Here is a 19,935-nt window from a genome sequence, read left to right as displayed (position 1 = left end):
TTTTTCCTCCTTAATTAACCGAACCGTCCGGTAATGTAATCGTCGGTCCGCTTATCGGCCGGCGAAGTAAAAATCTTCTTGGTGTCGCCGAACTCGATCAACTCGCCCAGCAGCATGAAGCCGCATTCATCGGAAACCCGGGCCGCCTGCTGCATGTTGTGCGTGACAATGACTATTGTATATTGTTTTTTCAATTCCAGCATCAGCGATTCAATTTTCATGGTCGCCATGGGATCGAGGGCCGAACAGATCTCGTCCATCAGCAGAATATCGGGCGTGACCGCGATCAAGCGGGCGATACAAAGCCGCTGCTGCTGCTCCAGGGTCAGCTCCAGGGCATCCTGTGACAGCCGGTCTTTCAAGTCGTCGAACAGCAGGACCGCCGACAGGCTCTTATAGACCGCTTCTTCCAGCACGCTCTTGCGCCGCTCGCCCCTGATCCGCAAGCCGAAAGCGACGTTTTCAAAGACCGAGAGGGGAAACGGGTTGGGCCGCTGAAAGACCATGCCGACATGCTTGCGCAGATCGACCAGATCGACTTGCGGACCAACGATCTCCGCCCCTTCGATCGTCACGCTGCCGTTCATCGTCACCCCGTCGATCAGATCGTTCATTCGGTTAAAGACCCGCAGCAAGGTCGATTTGCCGCAACCCGACGGACCGATCAGGCTGGTGATCCTGTTCCGTCCGACCTTGAGTTCGACATCGATCAAAGCGTGGAATGACCCATAGTAAAAATTTAGTTTTTTCGTTTCGATTATCGGTTTCATTAGCCGAACCTGCCTGTAATGTAATCTTCGGTCCGTTTATCGGCCGGGGTCGTAAAGAGCTTGCCGGTCTCCGCCAGTTCGATCATCTCACCCATCAGGAAGAAAGCGGTCCGGTCGGCAACCCGGGCCGCCTGTTTAACGTTGTTCGTAACCAGGATTTGAGTGTAGGAATCTTTTAAATTCCGCATCGCTTCTTCAATCTTCAGGGTCGAGATCGGATCGAGCGCGGAACACGGTTCGTCATAGAGGATCACGTCCGGTTCGACCGCCAGGGTCCGGGCGATGCAGAGCCGCTGCTGCTGGCCGCCCGATAATTTAAAAGCCGAGCAATCCAGCCGGTCTTTAACTTCATCCCAAATCGCGGCCGCCCGCAGTGATCGTTCGGCAATTTCCAAAAGCCTGGTCCGGTTTTTAACGCCGTGCATCCGGGGCCCGTAGGCAATATTGTCAAAGACCGACAAAGGGAGCGGCAACGGCAAAGCAAAAACGATCCCGATCCTTTTACGCAATAGATGGATGTCGAGCTCGCGGATATTTTTCCCGTCGAGACTGATCGTTCCGTCCATCCGAAAATGATTATGCAAATCGTTCAGCCGATTAACGCAGCGGAGAAACGAGGTCTTGCCGCTGTTGGACGGTCCGATCACGCCCAGGATCTCGTTGGCCTGGACCGCGAGGGTGAGCTCTTTAAGGGCGTGGACCCCGTCATACCAGACGTTCAAACCTTTGATCTCAAGTTTATTTACCATGTTTTCTTCTTCCTGAAATATGATCTGATGTATGAAGCAACGATGTTCAAGATAAAAATGATGCCGACCAGGACAAGCACCGTCCCATACTGCATTTTAACGCTGACGTTGGGCACCTGGGTGGAAAGAACATAAATATGATAAGGCAGCGCCATCGCCTGATCGTAAACCGAAGTCGGGAGTTTCGGCAGATAGAAAGCGGCCACGGTAAAAAGGATCGGCGCGGTCTCTCCCGCCGCCCGGGAAAGACCCAGGATCGTCCCGGTCAGGATCCCGGGGATCGCGTTCGGCAGAACAACGTGCCGGACCGTCTGCCAGCGCGAAGCGCCAAGAGAAAAACTGACTTCGCGGAAAGAACGGGGAACGGAACCGAGCGCCTCCCGCGTCGCGGTAATAACGACCGGCAGGGTCATGATCGCCAGGGTCAGCGACCCAGCCAGGATCGAAGCGCCGAAGCCGAGGAATTCGACGAAAAGGCTCAAGCCGAAAAGACCGTAAACGATTGACGGAACGCCGGCCAAATTGATGATCGCCAGCTCGATCGCCCGGGTCAGCCAGTTCCGTTTAGCGTATTCGTTCAGATAGATCGCCGCCATGATCCCAAAAGGAATGGAAAAAACTGCCGTCACCGCCATTAAATATAAGGTCCCAACGATCGCCGGCCAAATCCCCCCCGCCCTCATCCCATCTTTGGGAATGGAAAACAAAAAGTCGAAACTGATCGCCGGCAAGCCGTTAAAAAGAAGAAGGGCCATGATCAAGACGACCGGCGCGATCACGATAATGGTCGCCGCCAGCAACAAAACAAAAGCGATCTTTTCTTTTAGTTTGGAATCGATCATCGTTTCCGGTTCCTTTTCTTGCCGCGGTTCAGGAAGAAATCAGCGACCAGGTTTATTAAAAAGCTGATGACAAAAAGAACGATCCCGATCGCGAACAAAGCGTAATAATGGGAACTGCCGGAGACCGCCTCTCCCATTTCCGCCGCGATCGTCGCCGTCAGGGTCCGAACCGGCTGTAAAATACTGGTCGGCAGGATCGCCGCATTGCCGGTGATCATCAGAACAGCCATCGTTTCACCCACTACCCGGCCGATCCCGAGCATGATCGCCGCCAGGATGCCGGACGACGCGGCCGGCAAAATGACCCGGTAGATCGTCTGCCAGCGGGTCGCGCCAAGGGCCAGCGAACCTTCGCGGTAACTTTTCGGAACAGAGTTGATCGAATCTTCGATAATCGAGACGATCGTCGGCATCGCCATGAAAGCGAGCATGATCGAACCGGCCAGCGCCGTTAGGCCGCTCGGCAGGTTGAAAATGTTTTTCAGAAAAGGGGCCAGGGTCGCGATCCCGATGAAGCCAAGGACGATGCTGGGAATGGCGGCCAGGAGCTCGATCCCGGATTTTAAGATCTCTTTCAGCCAGCCGGGGGCGACTTCCGCCACGTAGAGAGCGGACCCGATCCCCAGCGGCACGGCGATCACGACCGCCCCGAGAGTCACCCAGAGCGAGCCGAGGATCAGCGGCAGGATCCCGAATTGCGGCGGCTCCGAGATCGGATACCAGTTGGTCCCGAAAAGAAAAGCCAGAACATTGACCGAAGAAAAAAGCGACAACCCTTCTTTAAGCAGGAAAAAGAGGATCAGCAGGACGAAGACGATCGAGCCGATCCCGGAAATAAAGATCAACTTTTCAATTATTTTTTCCAACCACTTGTTCATTTTATCGGCACAAAGTCCATTTTTTTGACGATCGCCTGGCCGGCCGGGCTCAAAACATAATTAATAAAGGATTGGACCCTGGCCTCCGGCGTTCCGTTCGTGTAGAAAAGGAGCGAGCGCGAGATCGGATACCTGTTCTCTTTGACCGTCAACATGTTCGGGACGACAAACGGGCCGGCGTCTGTTCGGCCGACCCCCAGGGCTTTTTGTTTTTTGTTTAAATAACCGAGCCCGATATAGCCGATCGCCGACGGATTGGAAATCACTTCCTCGACGACCGATTGGGAAGACGGCATCATCAGGACGCCGGAAGCGAATTCGTTGGGGTTTTTCTTTTGACCGAGCTTAACGATCGTTTCCAAAAAAAAGACATGGGTGCCGGAGTTCCGCTCACGCGACAAAGCAACGATCCTTTTATCAGGTCCGCCAAGCGATCGCCAATTGGTGACCTTGCCGGTGAAAATGTCGGAAAGCTGCTTGATCGTCAGGCGTTCGATCGGATTCGAAGGGTGCACAACAACGACAATGCCATCGCTGGCGACCTGCAGCTCCAATGGATAGACCCCTCTTTTATTGGCCAGCAGGATCTCTTTATGATGCATTTCCCGGGAAGCCAGGGCAATGTCGGTCGTCCCGCTGATCAAGGAAGCAAACCCGGCGCCCGAACCACCGCCGGTAACGGCAACCGCGCTCTCCGGTGATTTTTCCAGATAACTTTCGGTCCAGGCCTCCGCCAGGTTAACCATGGTATCCGATCCTTTGATCTGGATAGCCTTGTTGCCGCGGCCGCACCCGGCCGTCATAAGCAGACCGGCCGACAAGATCAGCAACAACATAGTTTTGAGCATCTTGCCTGACATCTTTTGTTTTCATTATCTTATACCAATGTTAAATCCAGGTTACATAAATGTTAAAACCCGGTAACTAGCCGAACCTTCCCGTCACGTAATCTTCGGTCCGCTTATCGATCGGAGCGGTGAAAATTTTACCGGTAACGCCAAACTCAATTAGTTCGCCGAGCAGGAAAAACCCGGTAAAATCGGCGACCCGCGCCGCCTGCTGCATGTTGTGGGTCACGATCACGATCGTATAGTCATTCTTCAACTCCTGGATCAATTCTTCGATCTTGCCGGTCGAGATCGGGTCGAGCGCGGAGCAAGGCTCATCAAGAAGAATTACTTCCGGTTTGACCGCCAGGGTCCGGGCAATGCACAAACGCTGCTGCTGTCCGCCGGAAAGGCCGATCCCCGGCTTATCCAGAATGTCTTTGACCTCGCTCCAAAGCGCCGCTTGTTTCAAAGCGGTCTCGACCGTTTGGTCAAGGATCCCCCGGTCGACCCGACCGGCAATTTTTATCCCCGCCGCCGCGTTGTCGTAAATCGACATGGTAGGAAACGGGGTCGGCTTCTGGAAAACCATCCCGACTCTGCGCCGCAGGGCGACCAGGTCATAGCGGGGCCGAAAAATATCTTCCCCATCCAAAAATACCTGCCCCGCCACGGCCGCTTCCGGGATCGTCTCATGAAGTCGGTTGAGATTCCGGACAAAAGTTGATTTACCGCAGCCCGACGGACCGATTACCGCCGTTACCTTGTTGGCGTAAATCTCCATATTTATTTCTTTGAGCGCCTGTTTGCCGGAAAACCAGGCGTTCAAGCCGGACGCTTTCATTTTGATCGGCAATTTATCCATAATATACCCTCTTTGAAAATTTTCTTACGACCAGCGTAACCAGTAATATGATAAAGACCAGAGTGAGCGAGCCGGCCCAGGCTTTAGCCTGCCACTCGTCAAACGGCGAGATCGCGTAATTGTAGATCTGCACGGTCATGGAAGCCATCGGCTGATCGATCCGCAGGTTCCAATACATCGTATTGAAGGCGGTAAAGATCAGCGGAGCGGTCTCCCCCATGATCCTGGCTACCGCCAGGATCACCCCGGTAAAGATCCCGTTCCAGGCGGTGCGAAAAACTATCCACAGGGAAACCTTCCACTCCGGCAAACCGAGCGCCAAACCCGCCTCATAAAGGGTGCGCGGGACCATTTTCACCATCTCTTCAGTGGTCCGGGTCACGACCGGGATCATAATGATCCCCAGCGCGAAGCCGCCGGCGATCGCCGAAAAGCGCTTCATCGTCGCCACAATCAGCACGTAAGCGAAAATGCCGATGACAATGCTCGGCAAACTTGAAAGGACATCGGCCGAATAGCGGATAAAAAAGCCCCGTTTCCCCGATCCGTACTGCGCCAGCCAGATCCCGCCGAAGATCCCGATCGGCAGTCCGACCAGGCAAGCCAGCCCCACCAGGATAAAAGTCCCGACGATCGCGTTGGCCATTCCGCCGCCGGGGTCGCCGACCGGCGCCGGCAGTCTGGTAAAAAAAGCCCAATCGAAAGCGCCGATCCCTTTAACAAAAACATAGCCGAGGACCGCAATCAAAGGCAGGACCGCAATCACCGCGCTTAAAAAAACGGCCGTCAAAAAACAGCCCTCCTTTATCTCCCGGATCAGCTTTTGAGTGTCGTTTGCCATACTAAATACCTTGCCAAACCGTTGACCGCGATCGTAATGATAAGCAGAACCAGCGCGAGCTCGATCAGGGCCGCGAGGTTCAATTCGGTCCCCGCTTCAGCGAACTCGTTGGCGATCACCGCCGCCAGAGAATAAGCCGGCGCGAAGACCGACGCGGAAACTTGCGGCCGATTGCCGATCACCATCGTGACCGCCATGGTCTCTCCCAGCGCCCGGCCTAAGCCAAGAATGATCGCGCCGATAATCCCGGAACGGGCCGGCCCAAAGACCGCCGTTTTAAAGGTCTCCCACCTGGTGGCGCCGAGCGCCATGGCCGATTCCCGCAAACTGTAAGGGACCGCCTGAAGCACTTCGCGCGACAGCGCGGTAATGGTCGGCAGGATCATGATCGCTAAAATTATCCCGCCGGTCAAAAGGCTCGGCCCGGAAGTAGGCCCCTGAAAAAACGGCAAAAAACCGAACGCGCTTTTAAGCGCCGGCTGGATATAGGCGGCGGAAAATGGGGCCAGGACAAAGATCCCCCAGAGGCCGTAAACAACCGAAGGGATCGCCGCCAGCAGTTCCACCATTAAGGCGATATACTCGCGCGTTTTCGACCTATAGATCTCCGAAATAAAAATCGCGCAGCCCAGCCCGAGCGGCACGGCGATCAGCAGGGCAATGAGCGATGACATCAAGGTCCCGTAAATAAAAGGGAGCGCGCCGTAGTTGTCGGCCAGCGGGTCCCAGGCGGAGCTAAAAATAAAACCCCAGCCAAAATGACGGATCGCCGGCCAGGCCCAGAAGAGCAGGACCGCTATCAGCGAAAAAAGAAGCAAGGGGATGCTGGCCGCGAAAACCAAAGTAATCGCTTTAAAAGCCGCATCCCCCGATCTTATTGCTTTATTCGATCTCAATTGAATTGATCAGCCTCAAAACTTTGTCGGCCATACTCTCCGGCAAAGGAGCGTAAAGAAGCGAACCAGCGTATTGCTGTCCTTCCGTTAACGCCCATTTAAGATAGTTTTTCAACGCGTTCCCTTTTTCCGCGTCCGCCAATTTCTGTCTGACCAATATCCAGGTCATCCCGACTATTGGATAAGAATCCTTGCCGGGAGCGTTGGTCAGATCAAGCCTAAAATCACCGGCCGCGATCTGTTTGGCCAGCTTGCTTGAACCGAGCGCTCCGTCGGCCGCCGCCGTAGTTGAAGCAATCGACGGCTTAACATATTTACCGCTCCGGTTCTTGAGGGAAACAACCGGCAAATCATTGCTGATCGCGTAAGAAAGCTCAACGTAACCGATCGCCCCCTCATTTCCCTTGATCACTCCCGCGACGCCGGCATTCCCTTTGCCGCCGATCCCGGTTGGCCAGGAGACGGCGCTCCCCGCCCCCACTTCGGCCGCCCAGGCAGTGCTGACCTTGGCTAAATAGGAAGTAAAAATATGAGTCGTCCCGCTGCCATCGCTCCGGTGCGCGATCAAAACGCTTTTGCTCGGCAAGTCGGCCCCGGGATTAAGCGCGGCGATCGCCGGATCGTCCCATTTTTTAATCCGACCGAGGAATATTCGGCCAAGCGTATCTTGATCGAGTCGCAAGCCTTTTACGCCCGGAAGATTATAGGAAACGGCAACCGCCCCCATAACCGTCGGAATATGGAGAATATCGCCGCCGGCATCGGACATCTGCTTCTCGGTCATCGGAGCATCGCTCCCGCCGAAGTCGGTGATCTTAGCGGCAAACTGACGGATCCCGCCGCCCGACCCGATCCCCTGGTAATTGACCTGGGTCCCGGTTTTGTCGGCAAACATCTTGTTCCATTTAACATAGATCGGGTAAGGAAAGGTCGCCCCCGCCCCGTTCAGGGAAACGGCCAGCGCCGCGCCGGCAATCAGGACCAGGGAGATGACAATGGCAACTGTTTTCTTAATCATAATTTTCCCTCCTTAGATCGTAATCATGCTGTGCAGGTAAAAGATGCTGGTCGCCAAGCCGGTCCCGGTCTTGGAATTCTGCAGGTCAGCCGCGATCCTGACATCTTTCCCCCAGTCATAGATCAAACCGTAGATCGACCGGCTAACTTCATTATTGCCGGCGCTCCGAGAAGGGTCATAGTTGTCCAGCCTGGCTAAAAGGGTCCAGCCGGGATTGACTAAAAATGTCCCGCCGACGCTGTAGCCGGAAATATTGGTCCCATAAAGGTATTCGATCCCGGCGGAGTAAGTATTATTTTTTAGTCCCAGCAAAGCGACCGCCTGCTTCTTGGTGTGGCTATCCATTGAAGCGTCGGTCTTTAGGCCGGCGACATTGCCGAACAAGCCGACGATCACGCCCCCCAAATTATCATCATTGTAAACGGTCGCGTTAAGCCGCAAGCCCAGGTCTTTGCGCGCGTCGGATTCCGGCTTGGCGTAACCCGCCCCGTTAAGGAGGGTCGCGTGGTACTCGACCTCCGGGAAACCGCTGACGCTGACTTTCCCCAAGGCTCCCAACCCAAAATCGGAAGAGCTCATCACCCCTTCATTATCAAGCAGGGTCTTGGCAATAAAGCGGATGTTGAGTAGCTTGTCCGCCCAATCGATCCAGGCGGTGTGCTGCAAGCCGATCTTGGCGGTCAAGGTGAACGGAACCAACTGAATGGCGGCCGGAACCGGGACCGGTTTTTCGAGATAGGCGTATTTAAGGTAATCAAACAGGTTCTGGGTCTTTTTGTTCGGATCGGGCCCGGTAGAGGAAGTGTCCAGCCGCCGAACGTCCAGGGTCACCCGGACACCGGCGTCATCACCCAACTTCTTCTTGAAATCCAAATAAGCCCGGCTGACATCAAACTGATTATAATTTGACGAGCCGGCATTCTGGGTGTATTTCTGCCAGTGGAAAAATATCACGCCGCCAACTTTGGCGTCTTTATTTTCCGCTTTCACCTTTTCTAATTCGCTCTTTAAGCTGACCAGCGCCGCGTTGGTCTCTTCTTTCAACTCCGTCAGTTGATCGTCCTTTTCGGCCGCCGCGACCGAAGCCTCCGTAGCTTTGATCTTGTCCAAACGAAGCCCGGCGTCGCCGATCAATTGCCGCAGGATAGTTATTCTTTTATTATCTCGTATCTTTTGGGCCGCCGCCAACTTCACTTTTAAGCCGTCAATATAATTTTCAACTTTTTTCTGTTCCGCGGTTTGGGCCGATGTCAAAGAAGCGGTCAGCGTCACGGTCAGGATCAATAAAAAAGTTAGGACAATCATTTTTTTCATCGCTTCACTCCTTTTCAATTATTAACCTGGTTAACGATCCGGTTATTGCCGCCCTCCTCCTTTATCAGAGCTTGCAAGTTGATTATGGATTAACAAGGTTAAGGGATAATGAATAATTTGTTACAAGCAGGTAAAATACTAGGTTACAATCGGCAGAGTTAAGATAAAGGTCGACCCCTTCCCCTCGACGCTTTTAACTTCGATCGTTCCATTGTGCAGGTTGATAACGTGCTTGACGATCGCCAGCCCCAGGCCGGTCCCGCCAAGCTCCCGGGAGCGGGCGACATCGGTCCGGTAGAAACGCTCAAAGATCCTGGGAAGATGATGTTCGGCGATCCCGACCCCGGTGTCGGCGATCATTATCTTAACCCGGTCGGCTTCTCTCCGGCAACTGATCGAGATCTGCGCCTTAGGATCGGAATAATTGACCGCGTTCTCCAGCAGATTAAGGATCGCCCGGTAGAGATGATCTTCGATCCCATTGATGATGACCGGTTCACCGGGGCATTGGGTCACAATGCCGATCTCTTTCTGGCGGGCCTTTTCGGCAATCGTTTCGATCGCTTTGATCATGATCTCCTCCATATTGATCCGGGTGAACGGGCCGAGCTCCTTCTTCGCTTCCAGGCGGGAAAGCTCCAGAATATCATCGATCAAAACCGACAGATTGCGGGCGTGCTTATCGATCTTTTTCACGAATTCGGCGTTATGGGCCGGATCGTTCAGGGCGCCCCCGAGAAGATTTTCCACGTTCGTCCTGATCACCGTTAGCGGTGTTTTCAACTCATGGGAAACATTGGCCACGAATTCCGAACGGATCTTCTCCAACTTGCGCAAGTCGGTCATGTCATGCAAAACACAGACCACGCCGATCACGATATTCTCTTCGTTTAAGACCGGCCCGGCGTGGGCGTCAAAGATCCCTTCAAAAGGGTGAAAAACCTGGATCTCCTCCCTAACCCGTTCTCCCGTCCGCAGCGCCTTGGTTATCAGCTCGGTAATCTCGTTGTTCCGCACGACTTCACGGATCGTTTTCCCCTTGATCTCCGGTTCGGTCACCCCGAGAATTTTTTCAATGACCGGGTTGGCCAGGATCACGTTCCCCTCGCGATCGACCGCCAGGACCCCCTCGTTCAGGCTGGATAGGACCGCGCCGATCTGGCTTTTCTTGGCCGAAAGTTTATCGAAGGTGATCCTTAAGTACTGGCTCATCCGCTCCATCGCCCGCTCCAATTCCCCGACTTCGTAACGGGAGCGGCGGAAGAACCGGTTCTCAAATTTGCCGGCGGCGATCCGCTTGGCGACGTCCGATAAGCGGCTGATCGGATTGGCGAACGAGCGGGCCAGCCAGGCGCTCGAAATAACCGCCACGATCACCGAAATAAACAGAGCCAGCCAGACCGATTTATATAAACGAAAAACATTAGTGGCGTAATTTAAGGGGACGGCAAACCGGAGGAACCCGATCTTTTGGCCGTCTTTTTTGATCGGCACGGCGACATAGATCAGCTCTTTGCGTAAAGTCGCGCTGTAGCGGATCGCCTTCCCCAGCCCTTTTTCCCGAGCCTCGATGATTTCCGGCCGATCGCGGTGATTTTCAAGCCCTGCCGCCTTAACCTGCGAATCGGCCAGGACCCGACCGTTAAGATCGACAACCGTTATCCGGTTCCCCAGAATATTGGCGTATTCCAGGCTCAAACCCTGAAGCTCTTTCGGCCGGGCCAGGACCCGGGAAAAATCATTGGCCGAGAGAAAGAGCTGCTGCGAAAGGGCCTCGCTCTCGCGGCTAACTTCGATCGTTTTTAGGCGGGGAACAGCGATCGAGATCAGGATCGCGAAACTAATAACGACGATCCCGATGAAGGAAAAGAAAAGGGCGAAGCGGAAATTATTAAAAAGCTTCACGGCCTCGCCTCGAATTTGTAACCAACCCCGCGCAGGGTGTGGATATATTTTTCCGCTTTACCAAGTTTTTCCCGCAGGCGGCGGACATGCACATCGACGGTCCTGGTTTCGATCGCGACGTCGATCCCCCAGACCGTATCGAGCAGCCGCTCCCGGCTGAAAACCTTCCCTTCATTTTCCCAAAGGTACAACAACAGCGCGAATTCTTTTGCGGTCAATTCGATCGCTTTACCGGCGACGCGAACCTCATGCTTATCAACGTCCAATTCAAGTTGCGGCGCTTTAAAGACCTTTTTCCCGGCCGGCGCTCCCCCGCCATAACGCTTCAGAATCGCTTTGATCCGGGCGGTTAGTTCGCGCATGCTGAACGGTTTGGTCAGATAATCGTCGGCCCCCAGTTCAAGCCCGATGACCTTGTCCGCCTCTTCGCCTCTGGCGGTCAGCATAATTATAGGAATAGCGGCGGTCGCGGCGTTATTTTTCAAGGTTTTGCAGACGTCAAGACCGTTCATCCCGGGCAGCATGAGATCAAGCAAGATCAAAGCGGGATTTTTTTCTTTGGCCATTTTGACGGCGGACGGCCCGTCAAAAGCCTTGGCGACCTTATAACCTTCGTTCTTCAGGTTGTATTCGATCGCCTCGACAATATCCTTTTCGTCGTCAACCACCAATATTTCCTTCATGATCGTAATTGTAGCAGCCCATTCAAATATTGCCAAGCAAGAAAGCTCCCAGCTTTAAGCTTAAAGCTGTAAGCTTAAAGCTGGGAGCTTACAGCTGGAAACGTATCCCTTGTCATTATATCTTACAACTGCTAAACTTTTAGCGATAATTAAAGGAGGTCCCACCTATGAACGACCTAATTGCCGACGTCAAGCTCTCGATCGAACTGGAAAAGAAAGGCTACGATTTTTACACTCAAACCGCCAAGAGGACCGGTAACCCCCTCGCGGCCGCGACCTTGTCCAGCCTGGCGGAAAGGGAATTGGTCCACCTGGAAAAGATCAAGGAGTTCTACCGCAACTTGACCGGCGAAAAAAAACTCGCCTCGGACTGGCTGAAAGACGTGGAGGTTGCGCCGACCAAAGAGGACCTCTTGAAAATAATTCTCAAGAAACTGCAAAAAAGCCTCGACCGAAATTTTGAGACCCAAAAGGACATTAACGACGCTTACCTGGTCGCCGAAGGACTGGAAAGGGACAGTTACACTTTATACGATAAGATCGCGGCGGAAAGCACCGATCAAACCGCGAATATTTTTTACGCCGCCCTCGCCCGGGAAGAGAAAGAACATTTCGCTATTCTGGACGAAACAATGCTCTACTTAAACGATCCGACGGAATGGTTCAAACAACAAGAACACTGGATCGTCGAAGGGTAACCGGACTTTTAGCCGCCGCGGGTATTTAAGTAGGTAAAAGCGGACAAGGCGGCTTTGGCCCCGTCACCGGCGGCAATGATGATCTGCTTGGACGGCACAGCGGTCACATCCCCGGCGGCAAAAAGTCCGGGACAAGAGGTCCGCGCGGCGCAATCGATCTCGATCTCCCCCAGTTCATTCTTAGACACGCAATCGACCAGCGCGGAGTTAGGCGTCAGGCCGATCTCGACAAAGATCCCCTCCAGCGCCAGGGCCTCGATTCGGCCGGCGCGGTCGATTTTCAGGCCGCGGACAAATTGATCGCCGAAAATTTCCGTTATCTTGGCGGAGTTCATGATCTCAACTTTCGGCAGTCCGACCAGCTTCTCGCTCATGACCGGGTCGCCGGTCAGGGCCGGAGCAAGATTGATCAAATAGACCTTGGCGGCGATCCGCTCCATCTGCAATGCCGCGTCGAGGGCGGAATTCCCCCCGCCGACGACCGCGACCGTTTTACCGGCAAAAAGAGGGCCGTCGCAGGTCGCGCAGTAAGCCACGCCGCGACCGCGGAATTCCCGCTCACCGGGAACGTTTAGGGGGCGCGGCCGCTTCCCGGAAGCAATGATCACCGACTTGGCGGCAAGCGCTTGACCGTCGGATAGTTTGACTTGAAAATTAGAGCCCGCGCGCTCAACCAACGTCGCTTCGACCCCCTCGCGCATTTCAAACTTATATTGGCTTAAATGATCGGAAAACTTTTTGACCAGCTCGGGGCCGGTAATAACTTGAAAGCCGGTGTAATTTTCGACATTCGATGACCAAGCGGCCTGACCGCCGATCTCCTTGGCCACGACTGCTAAGCTCATTTTTTTGCGGGCGGCGTAGACCGCGGCAGTAATGCCGGCCGGGCCGCCGCCGATTATCACCAGATCGAGCGGCATCAGCGGCTCAACCAGAGCGAAACGACCTGCTGGGAGTTGGTCAGGATCATCAGGCCGATCAAGATAAGCAAAACCCCGCTGAAAATCTCAACATAGTGCAGGATATTCTCCATCCTTTTAATGTAAACGATCGCCAGGTCAAGCATTAAGGCGGTGAGAAGAAAAGGGATCGCCAGGCCGAGCGAATAAAAACCGAGCAGCAGCACCCCGTTCCACATGGTCGACGAGACGCTGGAAAGGACCAGGATCGAACCGAGGATCGGGCCGGCGCACGGGACCCAGGCGGCGGAAAAGGCCATCCCGAACACGAACGAACCAAGATAGCTCCCCGGTTTAAATTTTAACTGCCAGCCAAAATGCGACTGCAGAAAATCCAGCCTGATAATTTTGAGCAAAAAAAGCCCCAGGCCGATCACGATCAATCCTCCAACGATCCGCATCACCCCGCGGAATTCCATGAGCGCCTGACCAAGCACGCTGGCAGTCGCCCCAAGGGCTATAAAGACCAGAGAAAAACCGAAAACGAAGAAAAGGGCGTTGAGCAAAGTCTTCAGCCTGGCTTCCCCGACCGACAGGCGATAATCATGCAGGGAGATGCCGGTCAAAAAAAGGATGTAAGAAGGAATCAAGGGTAGAATGCAGGGCGAAAGAAAAGATAACAGGCCGGCGGCAAAAGCAACGGCAAAAGAGAGGCCGGCCATCGCTTATTTCGCCTGCTCGATCAATTTTGACCAAGCTTTAAGGTATTCATCGCTCAACCAATCTCGGGCGCCGATCAGTTTGTCGACCACCTTCCCTTTCTTATTAATGACATAAGTAGTGGGAATACTGTAAATTGAATAGCGGCCGGCGACTTCACCCTCGTTATCAAGCAAAACTTTAAAAGTATATCCTTCCTTGGCGACAAATTTACAGACCGCGTCCCCCGCACCCCGTTCCAGATTGACGGCAACGATCACAAACGGTTTATCGGCCATTTTTTCATGGAGCTTTTGCATGATCGGCATTTCCGAACGGCAGGGAGGACACCAGGTCGCCCAAAAATTAAGCATAATCACTTTCCCACGATAATCAGAGAGCTTGATCGGCTTACCGGCCAGATCGGGCAAAGTAAAATCAAGGAGTTCTTTCTTCGACGCGGCCGGCTCTTTTTCTCCCATTCCCCAAACCAAGCCGGCCAGACAAACAACCAGGAAAAGCAAATAAAATGTTTTTTTCATAACCGCTCCACACATAATTTGTCCCCCTCTTTTTTCGAAGTATAGCCATTGCTTTCCATAAAGTCAATTTTGAATTGAATTCTTAAATTGATGATGTCATAATCAGTTCAGAGTTATGAAATTAAGAACCAAGCTCATTATCTTCACCGCCCTGACCATGATCACTGCCATTTTAGTCGTCTTGTTGGGAGTGCGCTTGATCCTGGTCCCTAATTTTCTGGAAGCGGAACTGAATGACGCCGTTAGCCGGACCGAGAGGATCCAGGGAGCCTTCCAGGCGATCGAACTTGAGACGCTGGAATACATGCTCCTTGACTGGTCGATTTGGGACGACGCCTACCAATTCGTTGTCGATCGCAACAAGAAATTCGTCGAGGTTAACATCTCCGACTCCACTATGGGCAATTTGCGGCTCAACGCCCTTTTATTTCTCGACCTGAACGGCAAGCTGGTTTACGGGGCCGGCTATGACTTGGTAAAAAAGATAAGGACGCCGCTCCCCGCCCAGTTCAACGCGCAGTTTAAAAAGCTGTCTCAAATTACGCGAAAAGAAGGGACCAAAGGCTTAATTTCCCTGCCGGAAGGGCCGCTGCTCTTCGCCGCGCAGCCAATCCTAACCAGCAATAATCAAGGACCGGTCCGTGGGACCTTGATCTTTGGCCGGTTCCTAAATGACACCGAAACAAACTATCTGGCTAAAAGCCTGCAACTAAACATTAGAGTTCAATTACCGGGCAGCAAAGACCTTTCCCTGGAAAAGTTCAAGGAGATTGTCGGTAAAAGCCGGAACGACCTGTCAATCGAATCGATCGACGACACGACGATCATGGGCTACACTATTTTAAGGGACCTTAACGGCGAACCGGTCGCGGTCATCACCCGGACGGTTTCTCGGATCATTTACAATAAGCTGGAACGAACGATCACTGTTTTTATCGCGATCATTGTTGGTGTCGGCTTTCTGCTCGGCGCGGTCATCCTGACCGCCCTTGACCGGCTGATCACCACCCGGATCGCCAAGCTGGCCGAAGCGATCGTCGCCATCGGTAAAAAAGAGAAGCTCAACCTGACCGTGCCGGAAGAGGGAAACGACGAGATCACCTCACTGCAAAGGTCGATCAATGCAACCCTTCGGTCGCTCAACCAGGCGCAAATCATGCTTTTTCAAAGCCAGCAGTCTTATAACGCCATCTTCGAAGACGTCAATGATATCGTTTTTACCGCGAACTTAAAAGGAGAATTCACCTCCATCAATAAAGCGGCTAAAAGAATCCTCGGCTATAAACCGGAAGACATCATCGGCCGGCCTTTCGATTTTTTGGCCACGCCTGATTCGCGGGCCGTCCTCAAGGCAAAACTCGATGAAAAGATCTCCGGCCAGCAGCAGCGGACCTCTTATGAAGCGGCGATCAAAACAAAAGACGGACGTGTCCTGACCCTGGAGATCAACAGCCAGGTCCAGCTCGAAAACGGCAAACCGGTCGCGGTCTTCGGGATCGCCCGCGACGTGACCGAACGGAAACGCTTCGAAAAACAACTGAACGAAAAAGTTAAAGAGCTGGAAGAATTCCAATTGCTGGCGGTCGGGCGGGAATTGAAGATGACGGAAATGGAAAAAGAGATCAACGAATTGCTCAAGAAACTCGGTCAGCCGCCCAAATATAAGTAGCTACTTTCCTCTGATCTGAACGTTCTGAACCCAGCGTTTGGCAAGATCGGCCATTTCCTGCAGTTTTTCCAGCGGATAAGGCTCATAAGCAGCCAAGGCCGGATCCAAAGTGTTACGCGGATCAAATTGCTGCAGGACGAATTTTTTCGCCCCTTTGATCCCCCGAGCCAGGTCCTCGATATCTTTTAAATACAAGAGATTTGGAACGACCGTGGTCCGGAATTCACTTTCGATCCCGCTCTTAATTATCAGCGCGACGCTCTGTTTGATCTTGGCCAGATCGGTTTCCACCCCGCAGAGCTTATAATACCGCTCATCCAGCGGCGCTTTGACGTCCATGGCGATAAAGTCGACCAGCTTGCGGTCGAGCAAACGCTTGATCAGCTCCGGATCGGTCCCGTTGGTGTCGAGCTTGACCAACAGAGGCAGTTTTTTGATCTCTTCGATAAACTCGACCAGCCCCTGGTTGACGTGCAGGACCGGCTCCCCGCCGGTGATACAGACCCCATCCAGAAAATCCGTGTGTTCTTTCAAAAAAGAAAAGATCCGCGCAACGGGAATAGTTTCATATTTGTCCGGCTGGTTAACGAGCCCGGCGTTATGGCAGAAGGGACAGCGGAAATTACAATACGGGAGAAAAACGACCGCGACAATCTTCCCGTCCCAGTCGACGAAAGAAGTTTCGAGAAAGCCTTTGATCACCAGCTGGTCGGCGGCAGTCATTAGTTTTCGTCAAAGAGGAAAACAGCCGCGGCGATAACCGTGGTCCAGACGTTCCTCTGGCCAATGGCGCTTTGGGTAATATGGGTGGTCCGAACGATCCGGTCGGAAACTTTCCACAGCTCCTGGCGGTCGTCCCAGCTGGAATCCTCGTCAAAAGGAACCCCCAGGGTTGTGGCTAACATCTGCGCGGCAATGTCTTCGGCGTAATCGCCGCATTCTTCGTCGGTCATCCCGTTGCCATGGTGTTCGCTCAAATAACCGTAGGAATTCGGGTCCGAGGGGATCGCCATCCCGACCGAAGCCGAGATCAGGCGGTGCGACTCGTTGGTATCGTTGCGCGACATGACGATAAAAGTGATCTCGCCCGGCTTGATCAGTTTCATCCCCTGCTCCCGGGTGATCATCTTACAGCCCGGCGGGAAGATGCTGGAAACCTGGACGTAGTTGACCGCCTGGATCCCCGCGTCGCGCAAGGCCATCTCGAAACTGGCCAGCTTTTCCCGGTGGCGGCCCACTCCCTTGGTAAAAAATACTTTCGTCGGTACTAAATTCATTGGTTATTATTATACAAGCTTTTTTCTAAATATCAAAACAAACTCGCCTGTTCGCGCTGGTCGTCGGGGGTTTTGTAAAGACCGTGCTTCTTGCGAAGGGCTTTTTTCTTTTCCGCTCCCAGGTCGTTCTCGACCATTTCGAGCGTGGCGTAGATCTCCTCGGCCCGTTTGAGAACTTCGGCCGGAATACCGGCCAGCTTGGCGACCTGGATGCCGTAAGACTTATCGGCCGGTCCTTCGGCGATGACGCGCAAGAAAGTGATCTCGCCATTCTGGTCGCGGACGGTCACGTTAACGTTGACCATGCCAGGATGTTTGTCCGCCAGTTGAGTAATCTCGTGATAATGAGTGGCAAATAAGGTCAGCGCCCCGATCTTGGCGTGGATATGTTCGGCCACCGCCGCCGCGATCGACATCCCGTCGAAGGTCGAGGTCCCCCGGCCGATCTCGTCTAAGATCACCAGGCTCCGCTCGGTCGCGTTGTTGACGATGTTGGCGGTCTCGGTCATCTCCAGCATAAAAGTCGACTGGCCGGAATAGATATCGTCCATCGCGCCGATCCGGGTAAAGATCCGGTCGATCAGGCAAAGCTTGGCACTGGCCGCGGGAACAAAAGAGCCGATCTGGGCCAGGAGAGAGATCAGCGCCGTCTGGCGCATGTAGGTCGACTTACCGCCCATATTCGGGCCGGTGATCAGCAGAAAGCGGCGTGCCTCGTTAAGATCGGTATCGTTGGCGACAAATTTAAATTCACCCAGCATCTTTTCAACTACCGGATGGCGCCCTTGTTTGATCGTGATCGCTTTTTGGTCGCTAAACGACGGGCGGCTGTATTTATTTTCCACCGCCGCTTCGGCTAAAGATAAAAGGACATCAAGACTGGCGAGCGCGCCAGCCAGCGACTGCAGCTGCCGGGTATGTTCCGCGACTTTGGTCCGGACCTCGGTAAAGAGCTGGTATTCCAGCTCTTTGGTCCTGACTTCCGCGTTCAGGATCATCGTCTCCCGGTCTTTTAGTTCCGGCGTGATGAACCGTTCGGCGTTCACTAACGTTTGCTTGCGGATATAATCGGGCGGCACCTGGTCAAGATTGGAATTGGTCACTTCAATGAAATAACCGAAAACTTTAGTGTAGCCGACCTTGAGCGATTTGATCCCGGTCCGTTTCCGCTCCGACGCTTCCAGCTCGGCGATCCATTGCTTCCCGCCGCGGCTCCCTTTCTTCAGTTCGTCGAGCTCCGCGTGGTAGCCGTCCTTAATGATCCCCCCTTCTTTGATCGTGAACGGAGGATCAGCGACAATCGCGTTGCCGATCAGCTCAACTACCGCCTGCCGGACCGCCAGGGACTCTTTGATCGGCGCGACAAAACCGGCCAGAGGGACGTTCGTTTGAACGACTTTCTCGATCAGCGGAAGTTGAAAGAGCGATTCCTTCAGCGCGGCCAAGTCGCGCGGATTGGCGGTCCCGGTCGCAACTTTGCCGGTCAGCCGCTCCACATCAAAGACTTTATCAAGGGCGGCCGCCAGTTCGCTCCGGAGGATCGCGTCTTTAGTAAAAACTTCAACCGCGTCGAGGCGCCGTTCGATCTCGGCTTGATTTAATAATGGTTGGACCAGCCATTGGCGAAGCAGTCTTCCGCCCATCGGGGTTTTAGTCCGGTCAATGACCCAGAGCAAGCTCCCCTGGTGCGATTTGTCGCGGGCTGTTTGGGTCAATTCTAAATTGCGGCGGGTAACGTTATCGATGAACATGTAATCGCCGACCTGGTATTTTTTCAGCGCGCCGATCTGGCGGAGAGCGGTCTTTTGCGTTTCCCGGAGATAATCTAGGATCGCCGCCGCCGCGCCAAGCGAAACCTCATCCTCATTCAAACCAAACGATTCCAGCGAATGAAGGTTAAACTGCCCTTTAATTTTCCTAACCGCCGTCTCGCTGTCGTAAATATCTTTGAAGGAAGACTGGCTTTTCAGCCGAAGCTCTTTGAGGGCGGCCGCTCCTTCTGGTTCAAAGAGATCGGAAACCAACAATTCTACCGGCGCGATCCGGCGGACCTCGTCCAGAAGCCCGTCGAGAGAATTAAAACCGGTCAATTTGAATTCCCCGGTCGTTGAATCAACGTAAGCGAGGCCGTATTTCCCTTTGTCCTGATTGACCGCCAGCAAATAGTTATTCGCTTTGGCCGAAAGCATCGACGGCTCGTTCACCGTCCCAGGGGTGACGATCCGAATCACTTCCCGTCTAACAAGGTTATCTTTGGCGAATTTTGGATCTTCAACCTGTTCGCAGATCGCGACCTTGTACCCTTTCTCGATAAGTTTGGCCAGATACCCTTCGGCGGCGTGGTACGGAATGCCGCACATCGGCATCCGGTTGTCGTCTTTGCCGCGACCGGTTAAAGTCAGGTCTAATTCGCGCGACGCAAGCAAGGCGTCGTCAAAAAACATTTCGTAGAAATCACCGAGGCGGTAAAAGAGGATCGCGTCCTGGTGCCGGGCCTTGATCTCCTGGTACTGTTTCATCATCGGGGTGAGGTCGGTCATTATTTTATCCTTTTCTCTCCTAG

At 53.6% G+C, this 19,935-nt stretch carries 20 protein-coding genes; 2 read left to right on the top strand and 18 right to left on the bottom strand.

Features of this window, described 5'->3' with window-relative positions; translation table 11 throughout:
* Positions 1 to 14: 14 nt before the first annotated feature.
* The 12 genes from pstB (WC772_07785) to WC772_07730 all read right to left on the bottom strand — a co-directional run bounded on the left by pstB (WC772_07785) (position 15) and on the right by WC772_07730 (position 11,588).
* Positions 15 to 770 carry a phosphate ABC transporter ATP-binding protein PstB gene (pstB, locus tag WC772_07785; GenBank protein MFA6170652.1) on the bottom strand — a complete coding sequence of 252 codons (756 nt, stop codon included), beginning with the start codon at positions 768 to 770 and terminating at the stop codon, positions 15 to 17.
* Positions 770 to 1,519: a phosphate ABC transporter ATP-binding protein gene (locus WC772_07780; GenBank protein MFA6170651.1), complete on the bottom strand. Its 750-nt coding sequence runs from the start codon at positions 1,517 to 1,519 to the stop codon at positions 770 to 772. The genes pstB (WC772_07785) and WC772_07780 overlap by 1 nt, the downstream gene beginning before the upstream one ends.
* Positions 1,513 to 2,361: a phosphate ABC transporter permease PstA gene (gene pstA / locus WC772_07775; GenBank protein ID MFA6170650.1), complete on the bottom strand. Its 849-nt coding sequence runs from the start codon at positions 2,359 to 2,361 to the stop codon at positions 1,513 to 1,515. Before pstA (WC772_07775) ends, WC772_07780 begins: the two co-directional genes overlap by 7 nt.
* Positions 2,358 to 3,239: a phosphate ABC transporter permease subunit PstC gene (gene pstC, locus WC772_07770; GenBank protein ID MFA6170649.1), complete on the bottom strand. Its 882-nt coding sequence runs from the start codon at positions 3,237 to 3,239 to the stop codon at positions 2,358 to 2,360. Before pstC (WC772_07770) ends, pstA (WC772_07775) begins: the two co-directional genes overlap by 4 nt.
* Positions 3,236 to 4,087 carry a phosphate ABC transporter substrate-binding protein gene (locus WC772_07765; protein MFA6170648.1) on the bottom strand — a complete coding sequence of 284 codons (852 nt, stop codon included), beginning with the start codon at positions 4,085 to 4,087 and terminating at the stop codon, positions 3,236 to 3,238. Before WC772_07765 ends, pstC (WC772_07770) begins: the two co-directional genes overlap by 4 nt.
* A gap of 76 nt (positions 4,088 to 4,163) precedes the next feature.
* Positions 4,164 to 4,910 (bottom strand): phosphate ABC transporter ATP-binding protein PstB, encoded by a 747-nt coding sequence (gene pstB, locus WC772_07760; GenBank protein ID MFA6170647.1) that lies wholly within the window; start codon positions 4,908 to 4,910, stop codon positions 4,164 to 4,166.
* A gap of 13 nt (positions 4,911 to 4,923) precedes the next feature.
* The gene (gene pstA / locus WC772_07755) at positions 4,924 to 5,772 is read right to left on the bottom strand and encodes a phosphate ABC transporter permease PstA (protein ID MFA6170646.1); all 849 of its coding nucleotides are present in this window, start codon (positions 5,770 to 5,772) and stop codon (positions 4,924 to 4,926) included.
* Complete coding sequence (gene pstC / locus WC772_07750) at positions 5,748 to 6,668, bottom strand: phosphate ABC transporter permease subunit PstC (GenBank protein ID MFA6170645.1); 921 nt, start codon at positions 6,666 to 6,668, stop codon at positions 5,748 to 5,750. Before pstC (WC772_07750) ends, pstA (WC772_07755) begins: the two co-directional genes overlap by 25 nt.
* Positions 6,655 to 7,686 carry a phosphate ABC transporter substrate-binding protein PstS gene (gene pstS, locus WC772_07745; protein ID MFA6170644.1) on the bottom strand — a complete coding sequence of 344 codons (1,032 nt, stop codon included), beginning with the start codon at positions 7,684 to 7,686 and terminating at the stop codon, positions 6,655 to 6,657. Before pstS ends, pstC (WC772_07750) begins: the two co-directional genes overlap by 14 nt.
* A gap of 12 nt (positions 7,687 to 7,698) precedes the next feature.
* The gene (locus tag WC772_07740; protein ID MFA6170643.1) at positions 7,699 to 9,000 is read right to left on the bottom strand and encodes a hypothetical protein; all 1,302 of its coding nucleotides are present in this window, start codon (positions 8,998 to 9,000) and stop codon (positions 7,699 to 7,701) included.
* A gap of 138 nt (positions 9,001 to 9,138) precedes the next feature.
* Positions 9,139 to 10,905 (bottom strand): ATP-binding protein, encoded by a 1,767-nt coding sequence (locus tag WC772_07735; GenBank protein MFA6170642.1) that lies wholly within the window; start codon positions 10,903 to 10,905, stop codon positions 9,139 to 9,141.
* Positions 10,902 to 11,588: a response regulator transcription factor gene (locus WC772_07730; GenBank protein ID MFA6170641.1), complete on the bottom strand. Its 687-nt coding sequence runs from the start codon at positions 11,586 to 11,588 to the stop codon at positions 10,902 to 10,904. Before WC772_07730 ends, WC772_07735 begins: the two co-directional genes overlap by 4 nt.
* 167 nt (positions 11,589 to 11,755) lie before the next feature.
* On the opposite strand from WC772_07730, the gene WC772_07725 reads away from it, so the two are divergent.
* Positions 11,756 to 12,286, top strand: coding sequence for a ferritin family protein (locus tag WC772_07725; protein ID MFA6170640.1), 531 nt, complete (start codon positions 11,756 to 11,758; stop codon positions 12,284 to 12,286).
* Between the two features lie 8 nt (positions 12,287 to 12,294).
* Here WC772_07725 and WC772_07720 read toward each other — a convergent pair whose 3' ends face one another.
* From WC772_07720 to WC772_07710, 3 genes are read right to left on the bottom strand one after another with little or no spacing between them, the layout of a single operon-like run.
* Positions 12,295 to 13,206 carry an FAD-dependent oxidoreductase gene (locus WC772_07720; GenBank protein MFA6170639.1) on the bottom strand — a complete coding sequence of 304 codons (912 nt, stop codon included), beginning with the start codon at positions 13,204 to 13,206 and terminating at the stop codon, positions 12,295 to 12,297.
* On the bottom strand, positions 13,206 to 13,907 hold the full coding sequence (locus WC772_07715) for a cytochrome c biogenesis protein CcdA (protein ID MFA6170638.1): 702 nt from the start codon (positions 13,905 to 13,907) through the stop codon (positions 13,206 to 13,208). Before WC772_07715 ends, WC772_07720 begins: the two co-directional genes overlap by 1 nt.
* A 3-nt stretch (positions 13,908 to 13,910) precedes the next feature.
* Positions 13,911 to 14,426, bottom strand: a complete 516-nt coding sequence (locus WC772_07710) for a TlpA disulfide reductase family protein (GenBank protein MFA6170637.1) — start codon at positions 14,424 to 14,426, stop codon at positions 13,911 to 13,913.
* Positions 14,427 to 14,541: 115 nt separating this feature from the next.
* Between WC772_07710 and WC772_07705 the strand changes: the two genes are divergently transcribed.
* Entirely contained in the window at positions 14,542 to 16,095 is a 1,554-nt protein-coding gene (locus WC772_07705) for a CHASE4 domain-containing protein (protein MFA6170636.1), read from the top strand.
* Here WC772_07705 and WC772_07700 read toward each other — a convergent pair whose 3' ends face one another.
* The 3 genes from WC772_07700 to mutS are packed head-to-tail and all read right to left on the bottom strand — an operon-like array spanning position 16,096 to position 19,912.
* Positions 16,096 to 16,818 carry an anaerobic ribonucleoside-triphosphate reductase activating protein gene (locus tag WC772_07700; protein ID MFA6170635.1) on the bottom strand — a complete coding sequence of 241 codons (723 nt, stop codon included), beginning with the start codon at positions 16,816 to 16,818 and terminating at the stop codon, positions 16,096 to 16,098.
* Positions 16,818 to 17,372: an arginine decarboxylase, pyruvoyl-dependent gene (locus tag WC772_07695; GenBank protein MFA6170634.1), complete on the bottom strand. Its 555-nt coding sequence runs from the start codon at positions 17,370 to 17,372 to the stop codon at positions 16,818 to 16,820. The genes WC772_07700 and WC772_07695 overlap by 1 nt, the downstream gene beginning before the upstream one ends.
* 32 nt (positions 17,373 to 17,404) lie before the next feature.
* Positions 17,405 to 19,912 carry a DNA mismatch repair protein MutS gene (gene mutS, locus WC772_07690; GenBank protein ID MFA6170633.1) on the bottom strand — a complete coding sequence of 836 codons (2,508 nt, stop codon included), beginning with the start codon at positions 19,910 to 19,912 and terminating at the stop codon, positions 17,405 to 17,407.
* Positions 19,913 to 19,935 lie beyond the last annotated feature (23 nt).

It is taken from the genome of Candidatus Margulisiibacteriota bacterium (assembly GCA_041661965.1).
In the GTDB taxonomy this organism is placed as follows: domain Bacteria; phylum Margulisbacteria; class WOR-1; order O2-12-FULL-45-9; family XYB2-FULL-48-7; genus XYB2-FULL-45-9.
Note: the sequence above shows the minus strand (reverse complement) of the source record. Positions and strands in the feature narration are given on the sequence as shown.

Excerpts from the sequence above, each read along its gene's own strand:
- pstB (MFA6170652.1), bottom strand. The coding sequence starts at position 770 with ATGAAACCGATAATCGAAACGAAAAAACTAAATTTTTACTATGGGTCA.
- WC772_07780 (MFA6170651.1), bottom strand. The coding sequence starts at position 1,519 with ATGGTAAATAAACTTGAGATCAAAGGTTTGAACGTCTGGTATGACGGG.
- pstA (MFA6170650.1), bottom strand. The coding sequence starts at position 2,361 with ATGATCGATTCCAAACTAAAAGAAAAGATCGCTTTTGTTTTGTTGCTG.
- pstC (MFA6170649.1), bottom strand. The coding sequence starts at position 3,239 with ATGAACAAGTGGTTGGAAAAAATAATTGAAAAGTTGATCTTTATTTCC.
- WC772_07765 (MFA6170648.1), bottom strand. The coding sequence starts at position 4,087 with ATGCTCAAAACTATGTTGTTGCTGATCTTGTCGGCCGGTCTGCTTATG.
- pstB (MFA6170647.1), bottom strand. The coding sequence starts at position 4,910 with ATGAAAGCGTCCGGCTTGAACGCCTGGTTTTCCGGCAAACAGGCGCTC.
- pstA (MFA6170646.1), bottom strand. The coding sequence starts at position 5,772 with ATGGCAAACGACACTCAAAAGCTGATCCGGGAGATAAAGGAGGGCTGT.
- pstS (MFA6170644.1), bottom strand. The coding sequence starts at position 7,686 with ATGATTAAGAAAACAGTTGCCATTGTCATCTCCCTGGTCCTGATTGCC.
- WC772_07740 (MFA6170643.1), bottom strand. The coding sequence starts at position 9,000 with ATGAAAAAAATGATTGTCCTAACTTTTTTATTGATCCTGACCGTGACG.
- WC772_07730 (MFA6170641.1), bottom strand. The coding sequence starts at position 11,588 with ATGAAGGAAATATTGGTGGTTGACGACGAAAAGGATATTGTCGAGGCG.
- WC772_07725 (MFA6170640.1), top strand. The coding sequence starts at position 11,756 with ATGAACGACCTAATTGCCGACGTCAAGCTCTCGATCGAACTGGAAAAG.
- WC772_07720 (MFA6170639.1), bottom strand. The coding sequence starts at position 13,206 with ATGCCGCTCGATCTGGTGATAATCGGCGGCGGCCCGGCCGGCATTACT.
- WC772_07715 (MFA6170638.1), bottom strand. The coding sequence starts at position 13,907 with ATGGCCGGCCTCTCTTTTGCCGTTGCTTTTGCCGCCGGCCTGTTATCT.
- WC772_07710 (MFA6170637.1), bottom strand. The coding sequence starts at position 14,426 with ATGAAAAAAACATTTTATTTGCTTTTCCTGGTTGTTTGTCTGGCCGGC.
- WC772_07705 (MFA6170636.1), top strand. The coding sequence starts at position 14,542 with ATGAAATTAAGAACCAAGCTCATTATCTTCACCGCCCTGACCATGATC.
- WC772_07700 (MFA6170635.1), bottom strand. The coding sequence starts at position 16,818 with ATGACTGCCGCCGACCAGCTGGTGATCAAAGGCTTTCTCGAAACTTCT.
- WC772_07695 (MFA6170634.1), bottom strand. The coding sequence starts at position 17,372 with ATGAATTTAGTACCGACGAAAGTATTTTTTACCAAGGGAGTGGGCCGC.
- mutS (MFA6170633.1), bottom strand. The coding sequence starts at position 19,912 with ATGACCGACCTCACCCCGATGATGAAACAGTACCAGGAGATCAAGGCC.